Origin of the sequence: Rhizobium sp. 32-5/1 (assembly GCF_029537235.1) — a bacterium.
Lineage (GTDB): Bacteria > Pseudomonadota > Alphaproteobacteria > Rhizobiales > Rhizobiaceae > Pararhizobium.
On the sequence record NZ_CP120638.1, the window covers coordinates 2497299 to 2515159 of the forward strand.

Annotated in this window: 21 protein-coding genes and 5 pseudogenes; 15 read left to right on the forward strand and 11 right to left on the reverse strand. The window is 61.4% G+C overall.

All coding sequences use genetic code 11. The features are described 5' to 3' along the window. The first annotated feature begins 17 nt into the window (after nt 1-17). The 4 genes from P6U16_RS12670 to P6U16_RS12685 all read left to right on the forward strand — a co-directional run bounded on the left by P6U16_RS12670 (nt 18) and on the right by P6U16_RS12685 (nt 2016). Nucleotides 18-788, forward strand: coding sequence for a GNAT family N-acetyltransferase (locus P6U16_RS12670; protein ID WP_277700883.1), 771 nt, complete (start codon nt 18-20; stop codon nt 786-788). Further along, nucleotides 785-1201: an 8-oxo-dGTP diphosphatase MutT gene (gene mutT, locus P6U16_RS12675; RefSeq protein WP_277700884.1), complete on the forward strand. Its 417-nt coding sequence runs from the start codon at nt 785-787 to the stop codon at nt 1199-1201. Before P6U16_RS12670 ends, mutT begins: the two co-directional genes overlap by 4 nt. A 243-nt stretch (nt 1202-1444) precedes the next feature. Continuing rightward, the gene (locus tag P6U16_RS12680; RefSeq protein ID WP_277703836.1) at nt 1445-1765 is read left to right on the forward strand and encodes a hypothetical protein; all 321 of its coding nucleotides are present in this window, start codon (nt 1445-1447) and stop codon (nt 1763-1765) included. 77 nt (nt 1766-1842) lie between these two features. Then, the gene (locus P6U16_RS12685; RefSeq protein WP_277700885.1) at nt 1843-2016 is read left to right on the forward strand and encodes a Flp family type IVb pilin; all 174 of its coding nucleotides are present in this window, start codon (nt 1843-1845) and stop codon (nt 2014-2016) included. Nucleotides 2017-2026: 10 nt separating this feature from the next. Here P6U16_RS12685 and P6U16_RS12690 read toward each other — a convergent pair. Then, nucleotides 2027-2910: pseudogene (locus tag P6U16_RS12690) on the reverse strand (methyltransferase domain-containing protein). Nucleotides 2911-3141: 231 nt separating this feature from the next. On the opposite strand from P6U16_RS12690, the gene P6U16_RS12695 reads away from it, so the two are divergent. The 5 genes from P6U16_RS12695 to P6U16_RS12715 are packed head-to-tail and all read left to right on the forward strand — an operon-like array spanning nt 3142 to nt 6067. Continuing rightward, nucleotides 3142-3882 carry a ComF family protein gene (locus tag P6U16_RS12695; protein WP_277703837.1) on the forward strand — a complete coding sequence of 247 codons (741 nt, stop codon included), beginning with the start codon at nt 3142-3144 and terminating at the stop codon, nt 3880-3882. A 49-nt stretch (nt 3883-3931) separates the two neighbouring features. Next, on the forward strand, nt 3932-4189 hold the full coding sequence (grxC, locus tag P6U16_RS12700; RefSeq protein ID WP_158474948.1) for a glutaredoxin 3: 258 nt from the start codon (nt 3932-3934) through the stop codon (nt 4187-4189). Nucleotides 4190-4198: 9 nt separating this feature from the next. Continuing rightward, the gene (locus P6U16_RS12705; protein ID WP_277700886.1) at nt 4199-5056 is read left to right on the forward strand and encodes a carbon-nitrogen hydrolase family protein; all 858 of its coding nucleotides are present in this window, start codon (nt 4199-4201) and stop codon (nt 5054-5056) included. Further along, on the forward strand, nt 5053-5481 hold the full coding sequence (locus tag P6U16_RS12710) for a DUF1178 family protein (RefSeq protein ID WP_277700887.1): 429 nt from the start codon (nt 5053-5055) through the stop codon (nt 5479-5481). Before P6U16_RS12705 ends, P6U16_RS12710 begins: the two co-directional genes overlap by 4 nt. 1 nt (nt 5482) lies before the next feature. Continuing rightward, on the forward strand, nt 5483-6067 hold the full coding sequence (locus tag P6U16_RS12715) for a DUF3291 domain-containing protein (protein ID WP_277700888.1): 585 nt from the start codon (nt 5483-5485) through the stop codon (nt 6065-6067). Nucleotides 6068-6102: 35 nt separating this feature from the next. On the opposite strand, the gene P6U16_RS12720 is transcribed toward P6U16_RS12715, so the two are convergent. The 4 genes and pseudogenes from P6U16_RS12720 to P6U16_RS12735 all read right to left on the reverse strand — a co-directional run bounded on the left by P6U16_RS12720 (nt 6103) and on the right by P6U16_RS12735 (nt 9592). Next, nucleotides 6103-7002, reverse strand: a complete 900-nt coding sequence (locus P6U16_RS12720; RefSeq protein ID WP_277700889.1) for a DUF3616 domain-containing protein — start codon at nt 7000-7002, stop codon at nt 6103-6105. Beyond that, complete coding sequence (ubiG, locus tag P6U16_RS12725; RefSeq protein ID WP_277700890.1) at nt 6999-7745, reverse strand: bifunctional 2-polyprenyl-6-hydroxyphenol methylase/3-demethylubiquinol 3-O-methyltransferase UbiG; 747 nt, start codon at nt 7743-7745, stop codon at nt 6999-7001. The genes P6U16_RS12720 and ubiG overlap by 4 nt, the downstream gene beginning before the upstream one ends. After that, complete coding sequence (locus tag P6U16_RS12730) at nt 7742-8185, reverse strand: hypothetical protein (protein WP_277700891.1); 444 nt, start codon at nt 8183-8185, stop codon at nt 7742-7744. The genes ubiG and P6U16_RS12730 overlap by 4 nt, the downstream gene beginning before the upstream one ends. Before the next feature lie 511 nt (nt 8186-8696). Continuing rightward, nucleotides 8697-9592: pseudogene (locus P6U16_RS12735) on the reverse strand (LysR family transcriptional regulator ArgP). A gap of 100 nt (nt 9593-9692) precedes the next feature. On the opposite strand from P6U16_RS12735, the gene P6U16_RS12740 reads away from it, so the two are divergent. From P6U16_RS12740 to P6U16_RS12750, 3 genes and pseudogenes are all read left to right on the forward strand, one after another. Further along, the gene (locus tag P6U16_RS12740) at nt 9693-10301 is read left to right on the forward strand and encodes a LysE/ArgO family amino acid transporter (RefSeq protein ID WP_277700892.1); all 609 of its coding nucleotides are present in this window, start codon (nt 9693-9695) and stop codon (nt 10299-10301) included. Nucleotides 10302-10335: 34 nt separating this feature from the next. After that, nucleotides 10336-10970: pseudogene (locus P6U16_RS12745) on the forward strand (LysE family translocator). 13 nt (nt 10971-10983) lie between these two features. Continuing rightward, nucleotides 10984-11874: a dihydrodipicolinate synthase family protein gene (locus P6U16_RS12750; protein ID WP_277700893.1), complete on the forward strand. Its 891-nt coding sequence runs from the start codon at nt 10984-10986 to the stop codon at nt 11872-11874. 21 nt (nt 11875-11895) lie between these two features. Here P6U16_RS12750 and P6U16_RS12755 read toward each other — a convergent pair whose 3' ends face one another. Together P6U16_RS12755 and P6U16_RS12760 are read right to left on the reverse strand one after the other, a co-directional pair. Beyond that, nucleotides 11896-12357: a DUF1801 domain-containing protein gene (locus tag P6U16_RS12755; RefSeq protein ID WP_277700894.1), complete on the reverse strand. Its 462-nt coding sequence runs from the start codon at nt 12355-12357 to the stop codon at nt 11896-11898. 114 nt (nt 12358-12471) lie between these two features. Next, nucleotides 12472-13130, reverse strand: a pseudogene (locus P6U16_RS12760) (glutathione S-transferase family protein). A 92-nt stretch (nt 13131-13222) separates the two neighbouring features. On the opposite strand from P6U16_RS12760, the gene P6U16_RS12765 reads away from it, so the two are divergent. Continuing rightward, nucleotides 13223-13732, forward strand: a complete 510-nt coding sequence (locus tag P6U16_RS12765; protein ID WP_277700895.1) for a helix-turn-helix domain-containing protein — start codon at nt 13223-13225, stop codon at nt 13730-13732. 22 nt (nt 13733-13754) lie between these two features. Here P6U16_RS12765 and P6U16_RS12770 read toward each other — a convergent pair whose 3' ends face one another. After that, the gene (locus tag P6U16_RS12770) at nt 13755-14075 is read right to left on the reverse strand and encodes a helix-turn-helix domain-containing protein (RefSeq protein ID WP_277700896.1); all 321 of its coding nucleotides are present in this window, start codon (nt 14073-14075) and stop codon (nt 13755-13757) included. Nucleotides 14076-14122: 47 nt separating this feature from the next. On the opposite strand from P6U16_RS12770, the gene P6U16_RS12775 reads away from it, so the two are divergent. Then, nucleotides 14123-14578: an SRPBCC family protein gene (locus tag P6U16_RS12775; protein WP_277700897.1), complete on the forward strand. Its 456-nt coding sequence runs from the start codon at nt 14123-14125 to the stop codon at nt 14576-14578. A 48-nt stretch (nt 14579-14626) separates the two neighbouring features. On the opposite strand, the gene ppk2 is transcribed toward P6U16_RS12775, so the two are convergent. After that, nucleotides 14627-15529 carry a polyphosphate kinase 2 gene (gene ppk2 / locus P6U16_RS12780; protein WP_277700898.1) on the reverse strand — a complete coding sequence of 301 codons (903 nt, stop codon included), beginning with the start codon at nt 15527-15529 and terminating at the stop codon, nt 14627-14629. Nucleotides 15530-15721: 192 nt separating this feature from the next. Further along, nucleotides 15722-16125, reverse strand: a pseudogene (locus P6U16_RS12785) (host attachment protein). 466 nt (nt 16126-16591) lie between these two features. Here P6U16_RS12785 and P6U16_RS12790 point away from each other — a divergent pair. Then, nucleotides 16592-16810, forward strand: coding sequence for a DUF6500 family protein (locus P6U16_RS12790; RefSeq protein WP_277700899.1), 219 nt, complete (start codon nt 16592-16594; stop codon nt 16808-16810). Between the two features lie 92 nt (nt 16811-16902). Here P6U16_RS12790 and P6U16_RS12795 read toward each other — a convergent pair whose 3' ends face one another. Further along, nucleotides 16903-17769 carry a transglutaminase-like domain-containing protein gene (locus tag P6U16_RS12795; RefSeq protein ID WP_277700900.1) on the reverse strand — a complete coding sequence of 289 codons (867 nt, stop codon included), beginning with the start codon at nt 17767-17769 and terminating at the stop codon, nt 16903-16905. Nucleotides 17770-17861: the final 92 nt, after the last annotated feature.

Consider the following 17861-nt stretch of genomic DNA (forward strand, 5'->3'; position numbering starts at 1 on the left):
CATTGGAGAGACCCGATTTGATCACAAAGGCCGACCTGCCGATCGTGCGCCGTCTCGAGGCCGTCGGCTTCCGGGCCTGGCCTGCCGCGTCCGTCCATTACGATGGCAGCTGGCTCATTCGTCTGACCGCAGGCCATCCCTCCAAGCGCCTCAATTCTCTCAATCCTCTGGATCCATCCGACTATCGCGATCTGGAAATCCGGCTGGAAAAGGCGGCCAAGCGGTTTTCGGATTACGGCTTGCCGCTAACCGTGCGCCAGTCGCCGCTGACGCCGCCGCAGATGAAAACGCTGATGGATGCGCAGGGCTGGTCCTTGCTGGGCGAAAGCATCGTCATGATGGCCGATATCGCGGCCAGCGATCTCGTCGACGGCATGGACTACCTGCCGATCCGCGACGTCGGGCGTTTCGTCGATGCGCGTATCCGGATTTGCGGCGACGACCCGCAGAGCAAGCCGGGCCTGACCGAGATCATCAATGCGATCCGTCCGGAAAGCGGGCTGTTCCTGTTCGAGGATGCGACGCTTGGGCCGACGGCCGTTTCGCTTGTCGTTCACGACAATGATCTGGCCGGCATCCTGCAGTTCGGCGTCACTGAGACGCTTCGCCGGCAGGGGATCGGCGCTTCGATCCTTGATGCCTCACTGCGCTGGGCAAGGCTGCGCGGCGCTCGCAAGGCTTGGCTGCAGGTCGAGGCTGAAAACGACGCAGCGATCGCTCTTTATCGCAAGTTCGGTTTCAAGGACGTCTATCGCTACGTCTACCGTCGGCTGGATGCAGGATCATGACCGAGCCGGCCGGAAAACGCATTTTGCTGGTTGCCGCCTGCGCTTTGGTGGATAGCGACGGACGTGTCCTGCTGGCGCAACGGCCCGAGGGAAAATCGCTGGCGGGTCTCTGGGAGTTTCCCGGCGGCAAGGTCGAGCCCGGCGAGACGCCGGAGGAAACGCTGATCCGGGAGCTGGACGAGGAACTTGGCATCAAGACCAAGATTGCGTGCCTTGCGCCATTGACGTTCGCCAGCCACACCTATGACGATTTCCACCTTTTGATGCCGCTTTACGTCTGCCGCCGCTATGAGGGCGTGGCCCATGGGCGGGAGGGGCAGGCCCTGAAATGGGTCCGCCCCAAGGCCTTGCGCGATTATCGGATGCCGCCCGCCGACGAACCGCTGATCCCGTTTCTGATGGACCTGCTGTAGTCTCTTCCTCAGTGCCCGAACTTTGCTGTGTGTTGTCCTTGATGGGAGGTTTCGCACCGCGAAATCGCCGTTTCGTTAATCGAACGTTTATCATCTTCCAGCAAAATCGAACGCGTAAGGATTGCCGGTGTGCGTCCGGGGCGGGGCATCCTGTTTCCGGTACCGGTTTCGAATATGCACGGAGTTCAAACGAAGTCGTCTTTCCGCTTCGGGCCGTTGCAGATGAGTTTCGAGAGGCTGACTATGGTGGACGACGATTTCTGGAGAACTGTTCAGGACAAGGATCTGGTTACCAGCCAGTCCCGCCGGACCGGTGTGCTCAATCTGTCGCTGCTGTTCGGCACGGCCGTGATCGCGCTGACGCTGATCCTGACACCGATGCTCGCCTCGAAGACCGACAATCGCGTGCTGGCCAATGCGCCGTTCGACTATGACAATATTCAGACCGGTTCGATTCCATCCGGCAATGCGACGAAGCGCTATACGGTGCGCCGCAGTGTCCTGCAGGAAATGCCCGGTGCCGTCTGCATCATCGATAGCGATGGTACCAAAAGCGGTTGCTGAGTGCATGACACGAACCTGGGTGTGGTCGCTGCGTCCCGCGTTCTCGTTTAACGACGTTGCGAACAGGCCGGGGGCCCATGAGAATTTTGATCCGCTTTCTGGCAAATGACACCGGGGCCACTGCCATCGAATATGGTCTGATCGCGGCCCTGATTTCGGTCAGCTTGATTGTCGGCCTGCAGGGCTTTTCAGACCAATTGCTGATCACTCTGACAACGATCAAGGATGCGATCGTCAACGCAGGCACTTGAGGACTGCGGCTTAATCGCCAATTTTCCGTTCCGGGACGCCCAACGCGTCCGATAGCCGGCGTTTTGCAGATCCCGGCGCCAGCGGCTTTTGTTGGCTTTCATGCGGTGCCCATCCGGAGAGGTAAATGATCGAGAAGGTGGCGCGGATGCGGCCGTCCGTATCCGAAAAGCGTTCGGCATAAATTTCGGCGGCTCTCAGGAAGAAACGGCGTGTCAGCGGCTTGCGGCTGCGGGTGGCCAGAGGATTGGTCATGCCCATGGCGCGCAAGTCCTTGAGCAGCGAAAACAGCGAGGCATAACGCACGGTATAGTTTTCGCTGTCGGCGACCGGCAGGGCGAAGCCGGCGCGCTGCAGCAAAGCGCCGATGTCCCGGACATCGGCAAGGGGATCACCCGGGGACTGGCGCCGCCGGTCAGTTCGCTCTCAGTGGCAAGCAGCACCTCGCGCAATTCCTTCAGGGTGTCGTTGCCGGGGATCGCGGCCAGGAAAAGCCCGTCGGGCTTCAGTGCGCGGCGCACCTGGATGAAGACGCCGGGCGTATCGTTGGTCAGATGCAGCGACAGAGGCGAGACGATCAGGTTGACGGACTGAGGTTCCAGCGGCACGGTCTCGAGCGACGCCACGGAAAGCGCATTTTCGCCATTGCCAAACGCCTGGTCGATCTCGACGCGTTCGACCCTGTCAACTTTGCCCGTCCGGGCAAGATGATCAGCCGTGACACCGGTATAGCCATGGAGTTCGACGGCCCGTTCGAAGTGGCGCTCGACGACGCTCAGCCGTTCGGCGAGGTCCTGTCCGGCAATTTCCAACAGAAACAGCGCCTTCGGATCGGCGTTGCGCAAAGCGCGCTTGCGGCGGGCCTCGACAAGCGGCTGGTCAAAAACGATATCCAATGTACTCTCTCCGGTAGAGGCTTTTGCAGGACACCTGCGCTCGGCATGGACTTAAGCGGTTCTGCAACGGCTTTAAAGTGTTCCGGTGACCTTTGCGCCCCAGATTCGGCGTGCGGTCCTGAAATGCACCCGATATTGCGAGCATCGTGGCAGGAAAACGTGATCGACAGCGACGTCAATGACGGGGACGAAGAGATCAGGCGCAATCGCCTTGCCGCTCTGTTCGACGCATTGGGGAGCGGGCTGGGCAGGGGCTGGTCGGCTGCCGTCGATGTCGTCTATCCGCCGGTCTGTGTCGGCTGCGGCAGGATCGTCGGCCAGCATCGCGGCGTCTGCCCGGCCTGCTGGGCGACTTTGCGGCTGATCGAGCGGCCCTATTGCGAGGTGCTTGGCGCACCGTTCACCCATGATCTGGGGGCCGGCATTCTGTCGGCTGACGCGATCGCCAATCCGCCGGTCTTTGAGCGGCTGCGCTCGGTCGCCATTCATGACGGAATTGCGCGGTCGCTGGTGCACGGGCTGAAATATCGCGACCGGACCGACCTTGCGGCGATGATGGCGCAGTGGATGGTGCGGGCGAGCGATGGTTCGGTGGCTGCCTGCGATGCCATCGTGCCGGTGCCGCTGCATGCCTTGCGGCTCTGGGGGCGGAAGTTCAACCAGTCCGCCGAGCTTGCCCGGGCGATTGCGCGGATTTCCGGAAAGCCCTATCTGCCGAATACATTGCTGCGGACCAAGCGCACCGCCCGCCAGGTCGGGCTCGGCGCTACGGCGCGGCAGGATAATGTTCGCGGCGCCTTCACGGTGCCGGAAAGCGGCAGGGCCGGTCTCTTTGGGAAAAGCATCGTGCTTGTCGATGACGTATACACCACCGGTGCCACCGTTTCCGCTGCCACCCGGGCGCTGAAGCGGGCCGGCGCCGGAGAAGTCACGGTTTTGACCTTTGCAAGAGCCGTCTCCGGTCTTATATGACAAACCAAGGATTACCGGCATGGGGCCGGCCAAGGAACAGGTAGAAGTCATGGCGTCCGTCGTCATCTATACGCGTCAGTTTTGCGGATATTGCTCCGCTGCCAAGAAGCTTCTGGAGACCAAGGGTGTGAAGTATGTGGAGCATGACGCCACCTACGCGCCTGAGGTGCGCCAGAAGATGATCGAGAAATCGAACGGCGGTACGACCTTCCCGCAAATCTTCATCGACAATATTCACGTCGGCGGCTGCGACGATCTGCAGGCGCTGGAACGAGCCGGCAAGCTCGATGGCATGCTGGCCGCTTAAGGAGCACCCATGACCTTCAAGGCCGCAGCGATCCAGATGTGTTCCGGTGTCGACCCTGAGGTCAATGCCGTGACCATGGCACGCCTGGTGCGTGACGCCGCAGCGCAAGGGGCCTCCTACATCCAGACACCGGAAATGACCGGCGCGTTGCAGCGGGACCGGGCGGGGCTGCGGGTCGTGCTGCGCGACGAGGCAAACGACGTCATCGTCTCGACGGCATCCGCGCTGGCTGCCGACCTCGGTATCCATCTGCATGTCGGCTCGACGGCAATTGCGCTTGCCGACGGCAAAATCGCCAATCGCGGCATTCTTTTTGGCCCGGACGGGGACAAAATCTGCCATTACGACAAGATCCACATGTTCGATGTCGACCTCGACAATGGCGAGAGCTGGCGGGAAAGTGCGGCCTATACGCCGGGCAATGCTGCCCGGCTGGTCGATCTGCCCTTCGGGAAACTGGGTTTTGCCATCTGCTACGATGTCCGCTTTCCCGAACTGTTCCGCACCCAGGCGGTGGCCGGCGCGCAGATCATGTCGATCCCTGCCGCCTTCACGCGCCAGACCGGCGAGGCGCATTGGGAAATTCTGCTGCGGGCTCGCGCCATCGAAAACGGCATGTTCGTCATCGCCGCCGCGCAAGGCGGTCTGCATGAGGATGGCCGCGAGACCTACGGGCATTCGATGATCATCGATCCCTGGGGCCGGGTGCTGGCTTCCGCCGGCGGTACCGGCGAGAGCGTTGTGCTGGCCGATATCGACGTTTCCGCGGTTGCCGCGGCACGCGGAAAAATTCCCAACCTTAAAAATGCCCGTCCGTTTTCGCTTCAGGATCAGCCGCAACCGGCCTCCGGAGGCGTCGCCGCGTGATCCGCTTTACCCTCTCCTGTGATAACGACCATGCCTTCGAAGGCTGGTTTTCTTCCGGCGCGGACTATGACCGGCAGGCCGATCTCGGTCTCGTCACCTGTCCAGTCTGCGGTTCTTCCTCCGTCGGCAAGCAGCTGATGGTGCCTTCGGTCGCCACCGGCCGCAAGAAGGAGGAGACCCGGATGATGATGATGGATGAGGTGCACAAGCAGGCCGTGGCCAAGATCCGCGAGATCGTCACGACCATTCGCGAAAACTCCGAGGACGTCGGTGAAAAATTCCCCGAGGAAGCCCGCAAGATCCATTATGGCGAAGCCGAGCAGCGCGGCCTGATCGGCAAGGCGACGCTGCAGGAGGCGCGCGAACTCATCGATGAAGGCATCGAGATCGCGGCCCTTCCGACGCTGCCAGACGACGTCAACTGACATGCAGCCGGCTGGAAGGCATCTGGCCATCTATAATTTCGGCCTGTTTGTTGCACCATACGACGACCCAGCGGTTGAAGGGTTCCGGCTGCGCGAGCCGTTCAATTTCGACGCCGCTGCGCGGTCCGAGGGCTTTGTAGGTCGCTCCGGATATCAAGGCGAGCCCGGTCCGCGCTGTTGGGGAGAGCAGGTTTTCCCGCGCTTCATCCATGGCAGCGGATTCGAGACAGCACCATCTTCGTTATCCCTCTGGGCGGATATCGAAAGCCTGATGGCCTTCACATACTCGGGCGTGCATGCCGATGCGCTCAAACATGCCCGCAACTGGAACGTCCAGCGGCAATGGCCGGCGCTGGTGCTCTGGTGGGTGGAGGCCGGGCGACGACCGGTCTGGGCAGACGGGGTTTCACGGCTGGAGCGGCTGCACGATCATGGGTCGGGGCCTAATGGTTTTACGTTCAAAGAACCCTTCACTGCCAGCGGTGAAGCCTGTGTCATCGACCGGGCACGCGTCCGGCAGATTGCGCAGAACAACACCACAAGGCAGGGCCACCTGCTCGGGCATGTTCTGTCGCTGAAGGCATGATAGCGCAGTGGCGGACCGCGGGGACGGCGGTTCTCTCAGAAGGTGATCTCAAGGCTGCGGAAGCGGCGTTGATGATCCGGCGTATCGGCGTCGTTGCGCTTCTTGCTGCCGTCATCGCTGAGGATGAGGGCAGTGCGCTGCCCGGTCTGGACGACGACCGCCTCCGGGGTCAGTTTCAGCAACGAAACGTCGTTGCGCTGGCGCGGTTCGGTATCGTCGCCATCCCATTCGTAAAGGGCGAAATCGCCTTTGGTGTCGTTCATCGGGCCGGCCAGGATCAGATAGGCGGGAGAGGCGATGCCTGTTGCGTCGATGCTGCGGATGCCGCGGCCGCCGAGATCAAGCGTCAGCGTCGGGCCAAGATCCGGCTCTGCTGCTTGCTCGACGACGTCAGCCGGATTGCGCAGCGGCACGAGGATCGCCCTGTTGTCATCGAGCGGGCCGCGAAAGCCGATCAGCAGGTGGCCATCAGGCGTGGAAGCGAGGCCTTCGATATCAATCAACGCTCCGGCACCGCCGATGGCGTCTTTCAGTAGGCCGCGCAGGGTAAAAAACGGCTGGTGTTCCGGAACAAGCACCGGGATGTCACCGCTGGCATCAAGCCGCGTTGCGAAGAAGACAGAGCGCTTCTTTGCGTTGCCGCCACTCTGCGGCCTGGAGTGCGAGGTAATCCAGTAGATGCGGTCGCCGATGCGGGCGCCCGCCTCGATGTCGCAGCCGTCATTGCCGAGGAACGGCTTGAGATCGACCGACGCGACCGGCGCGGGCAATCCATGACGGTAGATGTTGAGCACGTTGATCTCGTCGCTGGCGACCGTGAAATGCGTGTCGTCGAGCGCAACTGTGGCGGAGGCCTCGATGAGGCCTTCATAGATGGTGAAACCGGGAGAGGCGTCGTCTTCGCCAGCCTCCTCGCGGATACCAGTCTCGCTCATATCGGGCGCCTGGCCACCAGCATGTAGTTGACGTCCATGTCCTTCGACAGGTTCCACTGGTTGGACAAGGGATTGAAGAAGACGCCGGTGCGGTCGGTGATGTCGAGGCCGCTGGCGTTCAGCGGCTTTTCCAGCTCTTCCGGGCGGACCAGCTTTTCGAACTGATGGGTGCCGCGCGGCAGCCAGCGCAGGACGTTTTCGGCGGCGAAAATTGCCAGCGCCCGGGCTTTCAGGGTGCGGTTGATGGTGGCGACGAACATCATGCCGCCGGGCCGGACCATGGAGGCGCAGGTGCTGATGAAGAACTCGACATCGGCGACATGCTCGACCACTTCCATGTTGAGGATGACATCGAAGGTTTCGCCGGCTTGCGCCAGGGCCTCGGCCGTCACGGCGCGGTAATCGACCGACACGCCGCTGCCCTGTGCATGGGTCTTGGCGATCATGATGTTCTTTTCGGAAGCATCCGCTCCGACGACGTCGGCGCCCATGCGGGCCATGGGCTCGGACAGGAGGCCGCCGCCGCAGCCGATATCGAGCACGCGCAGGCCTTTCAGCGGTTGCGGGGCCAGCGGATCACGGCCGAAGGCTGCTGAAACACGGTCGCGGATATAGGTGAGGCGCACCGGATTGAACTTGTGCAAAGGCCGGAACTTGCCACGCGGATCCCACCATTCGGCGGCCATGGCGGAAAACCTGTCGACTTCGGCCTGATCGATCGTCGTGCGTGCCTGTTCGCTCATCGCGTCCGTCCCTGTCCGTTTGTCTCTTTGAAGTCGGATGATCGGGCCGGAAAGTCAAGGGTTGCGGATGCCGCAGGGGCCACCCTGCGCCCCTTCAGGCAACGATCGAATTTCGGCAGCCTGTATTTCGGATGCTCGATCAGAAATTTCTGAAGCGCAGTCATCCTCTCCTCGAAACTGTCGAACGCCGTCTGGTTCAAGTTGGCGATGCAGGCCGGCAGGCGGGAGCAGGCATTGCCTGACAGGCCGATCTCGCGCTGGACACGGACCGTGGCGTTCTGGTGGGGCGAGACCAGCATCGCGCCGGTACAGGCCAGATCCCGGGCGCATTTCCGCGTTCTGCAGATCCTCCAGAGGCGATATTTGGTTGCGATAATGCGGCAGTGCCGTTCATGGCTGGCGGAAAGGCGTTTTTCATAATCCGTAAATTCGGCAGGCATGGCGGGCTCCAAGGGTGAGGGCAGCCGACCGCGTTCACGCGGCGGCTTTCGCCCGTGTTTTGATGTTGTTTCATCCGTTTGCGCTCTCGCGACGGTCAGGATCGGCCGGGGCACATCGGGTGCCGGATTGAGTTAGAGTGAAGTGACACACGATGTGCCCCGTCTCGGTGGTTTTTACCTGCAACTCCGGTTTCTCGTCGGGGTGGCGGTACCATTTGCGGTACGGGGCAACACGAAAGAACCTTCGTGCTGCCTGGATATGTCTCACGACACATCCGTGGCCGGTCCTCCTATGTGCCGCACAGGCGCGCCCCGCCCTGTTTCAGGCGAGAGGGAAACCATTTTCTGCAGGCCCCTGCAGCCGCATCTGCGTTTCAAACGCAAACCGAAGGCACCGGCCCCGCCTCGCCGGCAACGCTCTCCGGTGTATCCGATGGCGGGACGGGAAGAGTATGGCACGGGTGCGTGAAGCGGGGATTTACGGGGATGAATTTTTTGGCGATGTGGCCGGTCAGAGCAGATGCTGTCTACCCACTTTCATCACCTGCTGCGTCAGTTCCGACAGGCGGTCCGCCGCCAAGCGGTTGATCTGCCAGTAGAGGGGATGTCGAGCCAACTGTCCGGTACGAGTTCCACGAGACACCCTTCGAGGATGTGCGTGCGGGTCAGATGCACCGGGTTCATGCCCCAGCCCATGCCCAACAGGCTGCCGCTGACGAAGCTTTCCGTCGATGGCAGCCAGTGGGTCGGCAAAACCACGTCGCTTCCAAGGGTCTGCCGCACCCAGTCGTTCTGGAGCTTGTCCTTCTGGTTGAAAGTCAGTGCGGGTGCAGCGGCGATGGCCTGTGCGGTCACGCCGTCGGGAAAGTAGCGGGCCACGAAGTCGGGGCTGGCCGTGGCGTGATAGCGTAGCGCGCCCAGCGAAAAGCGCCGGCAGCCGACGATGGGCTTTTCGACGCTGGTGACGGCGGCGACGACGCGGCCGCGCTGCAGCCATTCCGCCGTGTGGTCCTGATCATCGACCGAGACGTTCAGGAGATAGGCGGAGGATTTCGAGAAATTTGCGATGGCCTCAAGAAACCATGTGCCCAGGCTGTCGGCATTGGTGGCAAGCTGGAGCGTGACCCGGTGCTGCGGATCCGCGGGATCGGCAAGCGAGGGAAGATGCTCGAACAGGTCGCGCTCCAGCATGCCGACATTCTCGAAATGGCGGCACAGCCATTCGCCCTTTTCCGTTGCTGTGCACGGATTGCCGCGAACGACCAGCACGACGCCCAGCCGCTCCTCCAGCTGTTTGACGCGCTGCGAAACGGCAGACGGCGTGACGTTGAGGATGCTAGCCGCCTTTTCGAAGCTGCCGGCGCGGACCACGGCCGAGACGGCGCGAAGGGCGGAATAGTCGAGCACAGGGTTAGCCTTGCTTAATTGACGTAAGCTTATTTAACTACACTAAGTCGGAGCGACGGCCTATCGGAGAGCAACTCAATTTTTCGGATGATTGCACCGCATGGATCTCTCGATTTTTCTGACCGGGCTGACGATGGGGCTAAGCCTTATCCTGGCGATCGGCGCGCAGAATGCCTTTGTGCTGCGTCAGGGGCTGCGGAATGAATATGTGTTTGCCGTCTGCCTCACCTGTGCGCTGTCCGATGCGATCCTAATCGTCATCGGGGTGAGCAGCTTTCAGACGGTCTCGGCCCTTTTGCCCTGGCTCGATCCCGTCATGCGTTACGGTGGGGCGGCCTTCCTCCTCTGGTACGGCGGCAAGAGCCTTGTGTCGGCGCTGCGCTCATCGAACGCGCTTGATGTCGGGGATGGCAAGGCATCCAGCTTCGGCAGGACGATCCTCACCTGTCTGGCGCTGACCTGGCTCAATCCGCATGTCTATCTCGATACGGTGGTGCTGCTTGGCACGGTCTCGACGCGGTTTCCTGGTCGGCAGGTGTCTTTTGCCGGTGGCGCGGTTCTCGGCTCGTTTCTGTTCTTCTTTTCGCTTGGCTATGGCGCGATCCGGCTGAGGCCGATATTCTCCCGGCCTGCGGCGTGGCGCATCCTGGAAGGGGTGATCGCGGCGGTCATGGGGCTTATTGCATTCAAGCTTGTCAGCGGCCTGTAAGGCGGGCGGGCGCGCATATTCGGAGGGCAGACTATTGGACGCGGATTTTCATCAGTTGCTGATCGTGTGGATGGCCTATGTCATTGCGGCGGGCAGTCCCGGCCCAGCAATATGCGGATCATGGGCGTTGCCATGAACCAGGGCCGCAGGGCAGCGCTTTTCCTCGCCTGCGGCGTGATCAGCGGCTCGATCTTCTGGGGCATGATGGCGGCAACCGGCGTTTCGGCTATCCTCACCCGCTATGCCGAGGCGCTGTTCGTGCTGAAGATCCTCGGCGGCTTCTATCTGCTTTATCTCGCCTACAAGGCCGGGAAATCGGCGCTCAAGCGCGACGAGCATATGGCCGGCGAGATGATCGGGCGGCAAGGGCAATCGGGTGTGGCGCTCTACAAGCGTGGCCTTTTGATGCACCTGACCAATCCGAAATCGATCCTCGGATGGATCGCGCTGATGACGCTCGGGCTCGGGCCGCAGGCTTCGGCGGCGACGGTCGCGACGATCCTTGCCGGTTGCGCGGTTTTGAGCGTGATGATCTTCTTCGGCTACGCGCTTTTGTTTTCGACCGCGCCGATGGTGCGCCTCTACCGGCGGGCGCGGCGGGGGATCGAGGGGACGCTGGCGCTGTTCTTCGGCGCGGCCGGCCTGAAATTGCTCTTTACCCGCACCTGAAAGCCTGTTGCGCATGTCTCTTTTTCACGGACTTTCCGCCTTTCCCATCACGCCTGCAGACCCGTCCGGCCGCGTCGATACCGATGCGCTCGCGCAGTTTGTGGGGCGGGTCCAGACGGCTGGCGCCGATTCGATCGGGCTTCTGGGCAGCACCGGCGCCTACGCGTTCCTGACAAGGGACGAAAGGCGCAGGGCCGTTGAAGCGGCGATTGCCGGCGTTGGCGGGAAAATTCCTGTCATCGTCGGTGTCGGCGCGCTGCGCACCGACGAGGCCGTTGCTCTGGCGCGGGATGCGAAGGCGGCCGGTGCCGATGGGCTGCTGCTGGCGCCGGTGTCCTACATGCCGCTGTTCGAGGACGAAGTCTACGCGCATTTTGCTGCGGTCGCCGAGGCCGGGCAATTGCCGCTGTGCATCTACAACAATCCCGGCACGACGAAGTTTCTCTTCAGCACGGCGTTGATCGCGCGGCTGGCACAACTCCCCAATATCCGCGCCATCAAGATGCCGCTGCCTTCGCATGGCGATTTCGCCGCGGAAATCGCTGATATGCGCGCGGTGACGCCGGCGGATTTTTCGATCGGGTACAGCGGCGACTGGGGTGCTGCCGCGGCTTTGCTGGCCGGCGCCGATGCCTGGTACAGCGTGATCGGCGGTCTGCTGCCCGTGCCGGCACTGGCCTTGACGCAGGCGGCGCAATCGGGAAACCGGGTGGAGGCGGAGCGTCTCGATCAGGCCTTTCAGCCGCTCTGGGCCCTGTTTAGGGAGCATGGCAGCTTCCGGGTGATGTATGCGATTGCTGCGATCCTGGGTCTTGGGGATTACGCGCCGCCGCGACCTGTTATGCCGGTGCCGGACGAGGCGTTCGACAAAGTGAGAGCGGCTCTGAGTGGTCTCTCGGCCTAAAACCTCGCCGTTGCATCGAGCTTACATCCGCTCGCCGGGCAATTGGCTGGCCTGCCTTATCCAGGCCGCCAGTTGGGCCTCGTCGAGGGCGACGTTTTCATGGATGTGGAAATAACGGGTTTCGCCCGCCTTGGATGCGACGGGGGGCGGCGGATCGAGCGATGCGCCGCGGAAGAAGGCCAGCTTCACGTATTTCGTAAAACAATGCAGCCCCAGGAACCAGCCGTCTCCCTCCCTGCCGTAAAGCGGCGAATTCCATTTCACCGCCTTTTGCACATTGGGCACGGTCTCCACGATCAGGACATCAAGACGGCGGCCGATCTCGCTTTTCCAATCCGGCATCGCGGCGATATAGGCCTGAACGGGGCCATCTCCGCTTCCCTTGGCGATCTGCGGATTTCCGCCGGAGAGCAGGACCGGCGCATCGGCCGCCGAAGCTTTTTCGGCGTTCTTCGTAGTTTTCGCGGGTACGGGCTTTGCCATGCGGTCACTCCGCGCTGAGATGGTGCTGTGCGAAGGGATAGCATCGTCTTCGCAAAGTGTCCAAAGGCGCAGATCCCTCAGGCAGGTCGCGATGCACCGCAGTTGCCTCCTGTCTCAATCGCGATCGGGGGCGCCGAGCGGGAAGAAGGCGCGATAGGGGCGGCCTTCATCGACGGTGCGGGCGACGGAGGGCCGGGCGAGCAGGCGGGCGCGGTAGGCGCGGAGATTGGGTAGCGTGTCCGGGATCGGGTGGACCCAGTCGGCATAGAAGAGCGAGGGGCGGCGGCGCAATCGGCGAGCGTGAAGGTATCGCCGGCAGCCCATTCGGATTTTGCGAGAACCCCATCCAGCCAGGCATAGGCATCGTCGAGCATGGCGCGGGCTTGCCCGACGCCGTAGGGATCGCGGTCGGCTTCCGGGCGGATGGCGTTGAAGACGACCTTCTGCATCGGCGTCATGATGTAATTGTCGAAGACGCGGTCCATCATCCGGGCCTGCAATGCTTCGATTGGATCGGCAGGCAACATGGGGACCGGGCCGGGATGGCGCAGCATCAGATATTCGATGATGGTCGTTGCCTCCATCACCGTCTCGCCACCGTCTTTGAGCACCGGGAAGCGCTTGACCGGCCAGAGCGACTGCCACTCGGCAAGAATGTCGGCATGATCGGGGTCGAGCATCAAATAGTCGAAATCCGTGCCGTTTTCGTAGAGCGCGATCAGCACCTTCTGGCAGTAGGACGAAAACGGATGGGCGAAAAGTTGCGGTGTCATTCTGTTTCCTCCAAAACTGATTGCGAACTGCAATTGGTTGTTTTGTAGTCTGACCGATCCTATATTGCAACTGGTTTCAATCGAGGATGCAAATGGACGCTTCGCACCGGTCGGGTTGCCCGATCAACCTGACGCTGGAAATGCTCGGCGACCGCTGGAGCCTGATCATCATCCGCGACCTGATGTTTGGCAACCGCCGGCATTTTCGCGAGCTTCTCGGCGGATCGGAAGAGAGGATCGCCTCCAATATCCTGGCCGACCGGCTGAAGCGGCTCACCGAATCGGGGCTGATCTCGCGGCGCGACGACCCGAGCCACAAACAAAAGGGCATCTACAGCCTGACCGAACCGGCCATCCAGCTGGTGCCGCTTTTGGCGCAGATGGGCGCCTGGGGACGACGGCATGCGCCGGCCTCGGAGGAGCTGTCGATCCGCGCCGAAATTCTGGAAGAGGGTGGCCCGGCGATGTGGGAGGCGTTCATGGTGGAGTTGCGGGCCTTGCATCTGGGGCAGCCCGCGCCGGAGCGCTCGGTGTTTTCCGAGTTGCAGGCGGCGTATCTGGCGGTGGTTGCGCGCAAATCAGGGGCGCTGCGCTCCGCATAGGCTCTCCTCTCCTTGGCGACGATCAGCCGAGATCAGCCTGCAGCCGGTCGAGGATTCCGACGGCATGGGCGGCATAGGGGCCGATCCAGCGGTCATGGATATGCTTGATCGGCAATGCGTTGAGATGGTTCCAGCGCTCGCGGCCCTCGCGCTTGGCGATAATCAAGTCGGCCTCCTCCAGAACCTTCAGATGTTGCATCACCGTGCAGCGATCGAGATCGGGGAAAGCGAGACAGAGCATGCCGGTCGTCTGCGGCCGGTCCTTCAGCAAATCCAGCAACTGGCGCCGTGTCCGTGAGGACAAGGCCTTGAAAATATTGTCGTTATCATCAGCAATTGACATGTTGTATTTTTATAACATAATGAGCTCTTTTACAAGGAGGAAATGTCATGGATCTCAAGTTCAGGGTGGCTGGCCGTATTGCCCGGCCGGTGTCGGCAGTTTTCGAGGAGGTGGTCGATCCGCAGCAATTGTCGCGTTATTTCACGACGGGTGGCGCGAAAGGACGGATGGAAACGGGCGCGACGGTCCTGTGGGATTTCCACGATTTTCCCGGCGCCTTTCCTGTCAAGATCGTCGAAGTCGTCAAGGATAGCCGCATCGTTCTCAAATGGGCCGCGAACGAGCCGGGTGCGGCGGAGCCCTATGATACGACCGTGACGATGGCTTTCGAGGCGCTGGACGACGGTCGGACGCTCGTCACCATCGCGGAAGAAGGCTGGCGCGAAACGCCGGCCGGGCTCAAGGCGTCCTATGGCAATTGCGAGGGCTGGATGCAGGCGCTCTGCGCCATGAAGGCATGGCTGGAGCATGGCATCAACTTGCGCGAGGGCATGTTCAAGTAGGCACGGTACGGGCTGCAGACCGGGTGCCTGCGGCCCGCGATGCCGCGGTCAGTAACGCTCCGGCACGTACATTTCATCCGGCACCGGAGCGCGGATGTAGTCGTCGTGGCGGATGCGATCGGGGAGTTCGATTTCGGGCTTGGGAACGTCCTCATAGGGGATCTGGGCCAAGAGATGGGCGATGCAGTTGAGCCGCGCCTTCTTCTTGTCGACGGCCTGGACCACCCACCACGGCGCGTCCTGCGAATGGGTTTTGGCCAGCATCTCTTCCTTGGCCTTGGTGTATTCCTCCCAGTGGATGCGGCTTTCCATGTCCATGGGTGAGAGCTTCCACTGCTTCAAGGGATCATGGATGCGCATCTTGAAGCGGAATTCCTGCTCCTCGTCGGTGATCGAGAACCAGTATTTGATCAGGATGATGCCCGAGCGAACCAGCATGCGCTCGAATTCCGGCACGGTGCGGAAGAATTCGTCGAGCTCTTCCGGCGTGCAGAAGCCCATGACGCGCTCGACGCCGGCGCGGTTGTACCAGCTACGATCGAACAAAACCATTTCGCCCGCCGTCGGCAGATGCGGCACGTAGCGCTGGAAATACCACTGGCTTTTCTCGCGCTCGGTTGGGGCGGGCAGGGCGACCACGCGGCAGACGCGCGGATTGAGCCGCTGGGTGACGCGCTTGATGGCGCCGCCCTTGCCGGCGGAATCGCGACCTTCGAACAGCACAACGACCTTGAGCTTCTTGTGCTGGACCCAATCCTGCAGGCGCACCAGTTCGTGCTGGAGGCGGAAGAGCTCGCGGAAATAGAGCTTGCGGTCGATTGTCGGCTCGGCTTCTTCCGACATGCCCTCGGCAACCAGCTCGTCGAGCCGGTCCTCTTCCATCTGCATTTCCAGCTCCTCGTCGAAGCTGTCGGCAATTTCCGCCTTGATGCGGCTAAGCTGGTCCATCATGGGTCGTTTTCCTGTTTGTCGGGAGGGACAGGAGCAGGATTTGATGACGGGGATATGACAGTTTTATGCGGCAGTCGCGAAATCAGGGTGAATCGCGGGGCGCTTCGCTGCGCCGCGTTTGCAATGGCAGCGAAAAGGCCCGCCGTTTCCGGCAGGCCCCACAAATTTGGAGTCTGGTCCAGGCTCAGTGCCTCAGGCGGCGGCGAGGGCTTTTTCGATGTCCTGGATCGAATGACCGGTCAGGTCCTTGTCCAGTTCGCCGACGAGAACCTCGGACAGGGACTTGTGGTAGCTCTTGCGCATCTCGCCGAGCGTGCGGGGGCTGCGATGATGACGAGGCTCTTGATCTTGCCAGCGAGCACGTGGCTGTTCAGCATATTGGCGACGCCGTTGCCGAAACCGTCTTCTTCCTGCTGGCTGTCGTCAGGATTGGCGGCGCTCGAGTGATGGCGGCCGCCGGAAGAAATCTTCGAGCTGTCGATGTCTTCATCCGGCATCGCCCGCAGCTTGACGTTCTGGGCATCGCCCTCGTTCTGGAACAGGCTCAGCTTCTCGCCATCGGCAACGGCAATCACGGTATTCTGGGGAAGGTGCATTTGAAATCTCCATGCTGTGCAAGGCTGAGGCTGCCATTGGGGCGGCCACGGCTTGCTTCAGGGCTACAGGAACGTCGTTAGGCGGGGATCGTTCCATGGAGGTGGTGGTTTTGGATGGGCGTGATTGGCTTCTGTTGTGCACTTTCGGCCAACTCTGCCTTGATGCGGCTGAGCCGGTTGATCGTCGGGTTACGTTCTCGTTACTCGCGGCGACATGAGCAGGTTTGATGACAGGGGCGTGACAGATGTCGTGTTGAGACTGTTTCCGGTCACCGTGCATGCCATCTCAATACCGCTTGTGGCAGCTTTGCGCCAACACCGGACATTGCGGCTGTCGCAAAAGTCAGGAAAACAAGTGTTGCTTTAATTTGGACTTTTGCGACAACCCGTTTGAGTTCAGGCTGTCAGCATTCCTGTATCGAGCAAAGCATAGTAGCTCGACTGTCAATTACAAAAAGAGGGCACCATGAGACCGAGCTTACGGGCGAAAGCTATTTCAGTCTGCGAGGACAAAATCGCGAAAAAGGGCGAAGGTGTCGGTCTGTCATTCTATGCGTTCTTTGCGAACAAGAACGATGACCCCGACCTCCTTATGGAAGCTGCCGAGTGGTGGATCAAAACCAATGCGCTGGACCATTTCGAGAAAGCGGTCAAAATCCGTGAGATGATCAAATCCGGGAAATAGGCAATGACCGCTTCGGGCCGACAGCGGTCATTGGTATTTGCGGTCGCATAGTACCCGAGCATGCAGAACTTCAGCCGACGAGCTTTGAGTACCTACTGCGCGACCGAAACCTTCTCACGAACCTGCCTGACAGCATTGAAGACCTCTCCAGGCATGGCGAACCCTGGAGCGCCATAGAGTAAACGGAGCTCTTCCCTATGACGGTCGGGGTCGAGCAGGACCTCCGCCAAATGATCGAAGCGTCGCAGTTCCTCGGTGCTGATCTCCTCGTCTGGGGATGGCATCGCGCCCCAGTCGTCCCACGGCAGCATCTCGACCTTGTTCAGGCTGGCGAGGTCACGGATCATATTTGAGGCGATAAACCAGAAGCCGCCTTCATCGAAGATGCCAAAGCGATTGGGGTCGTCCTCGCCACGCCGGCAGAGTTGCCAGGCCTGAGCGGCCAGCAGGAACTCACCCGACGGCAAGTCGAGGGTGTCGAAGACCAGCCCCAGTTCTGCACGCTGAAAGTCATCGATCTGAAAATCGACCATCCGCCAGCGATCACCATTCCAGACCTCCACCACCCAGTGGTCGATCGCCTTGTCGGGAGCGAAATAACTGCCGAAACCGCACCGCGACCTGGCCGCACGGCCGTTCGCTCGCAAGGCCGACACCGCGAGTAGCGAGAAATGGCTGCAGACACCAACCGCGCGACCCGCAGCAGGACGTGGTGAATTGCCCCCCGCAAGGAGGCCGTCCAGCACGGCGTCCACCGATCTCCTTTGCGAGAGTTCACGGCGCTCCGGAGTCAGCTCTTCGCCATATCTCGACGCCCAGTGTTCGTGAAGCATTCTTCCCTGAATCCAGGCGGCTAGGTCGGCGATGTTCGTTGGAGCGCCTGCCAGCCCGACCTTATTCTTCTTTGCCGTGGAATGCGGGCCCGGCTCTCGGAAGTAGTCCAGCGTAACCATGTCCATTAGTATCCTCCAAGGCCGGATGATCCAGCGAGGGCGCATTGGTGTCAAGCGCACGGCGAACGCCCGCTTCGGGGCCGAAAAAGGACCTTATG

Coding starts and splice junctions, on each gene's coding strand:
- ppk2 (WP_277700898.1), bottom strand. CDS start 15,529: ATGATGGACCAGCTTAGCCGCATCAAGGCGGAAATTGCCGACAGCTTC.
- mutT (WP_277700884.1), top strand. CDS start 785: ATGACCGAGCCGGCCGGAAAACGCATTTTGCTGGTTGCCGCCTGCGCT.
- P6U16_RS12770 (WP_277700896.1), bottom strand. CDS start 14,075: ATGTCAATTGCTGATGATAACGACAATATTTTCAAGGCCTTGTCCTCA.
- P6U16_RS12775 (WP_277700897.1), top strand. CDS start 14,123: ATGGATCTCAAGTTCAGGGTGGCTGGCCGTATTGCCCGGCCGGTGTCG.
- P6U16_RS12795 (WP_277700900.1), bottom strand. CDS start 17,769: ATGGACATGGTTACGCTGGACTACTTCCGAGAGCCGGGCCCGCATTCC.
- P6U16_RS12765 (WP_277700895.1), top strand. CDS start 13,223: ATGGACGCTTCGCACCGGTCGGGTTGCCCGATCAACCTGACGCTGGAA.
- P6U16_RS12720 (WP_277700889.1), bottom strand. CDS start 7,002: ATGAGCGAGACTGGTATCCGCGAGGAGGCTGGCGAAGACGACGCCTCT.
- P6U16_RS12755 (WP_277700894.1), bottom strand. CDS start 12,357: ATGGCAAAGCCCGTACCCGCGAAAACTACGAAGAACGCCGAAAAAGCT.
- grxC (WP_158474948.1), top strand. CDS start 3,932: ATGGCGTCCGTCGTCATCTATACGCGTCAGTTTTGCGGATATTGCTCC.
- P6U16_RS12790 (WP_277700899.1), top strand. CDS start 16,592: ATGAGACCGAGCTTACGGGCGAAAGCTATTTCAGTCTGCGAGGACAAA.
- ubiG (WP_277700890.1), bottom strand. CDS start 7,745: ATGAGCGAACAGGCACGCACGACGATCGATCAGGCCGAAGTCGACAGG.
- P6U16_RS12740 (WP_277700892.1), top strand. CDS start 9,693: ATGGATCTCTCGATTTTTCTGACCGGGCTGACGATGGGGCTAAGCCTT.
- P6U16_RS12750 (WP_277700893.1), top strand. CDS start 10,984: ATGTCTCTTTTTCACGGACTTTCCGCCTTTCCCATCACGCCTGCAGAC.
- P6U16_RS12685 (WP_277700885.1), top strand. CDS start 1,843: ATGAGAATTTTGATCCGCTTTCTGGCAAATGACACCGGGGCCACTGCC.
- P6U16_RS12705 (WP_277700886.1), top strand. CDS start 4,199: ATGACCTTCAAGGCCGCAGCGATCCAGATGTGTTCCGGTGTCGACCCT.
- P6U16_RS12715 (WP_277700888.1), top strand. CDS start 5,483: ATGCAGCCGGCTGGAAGGCATCTGGCCATCTATAATTTCGGCCTGTTT.
- P6U16_RS12730 (WP_277700891.1), bottom strand. CDS start 8,185: ATGCCTGCCGAATTTACGGATTATGAAAAACGCCTTTCCGCCAGCCAT.
- P6U16_RS12680 (WP_277703836.1), top strand. CDS start 1,445: ATGGTGGACGACGATTTCTGGAGAACTGTTCAGGACAAGGATCTGGTT.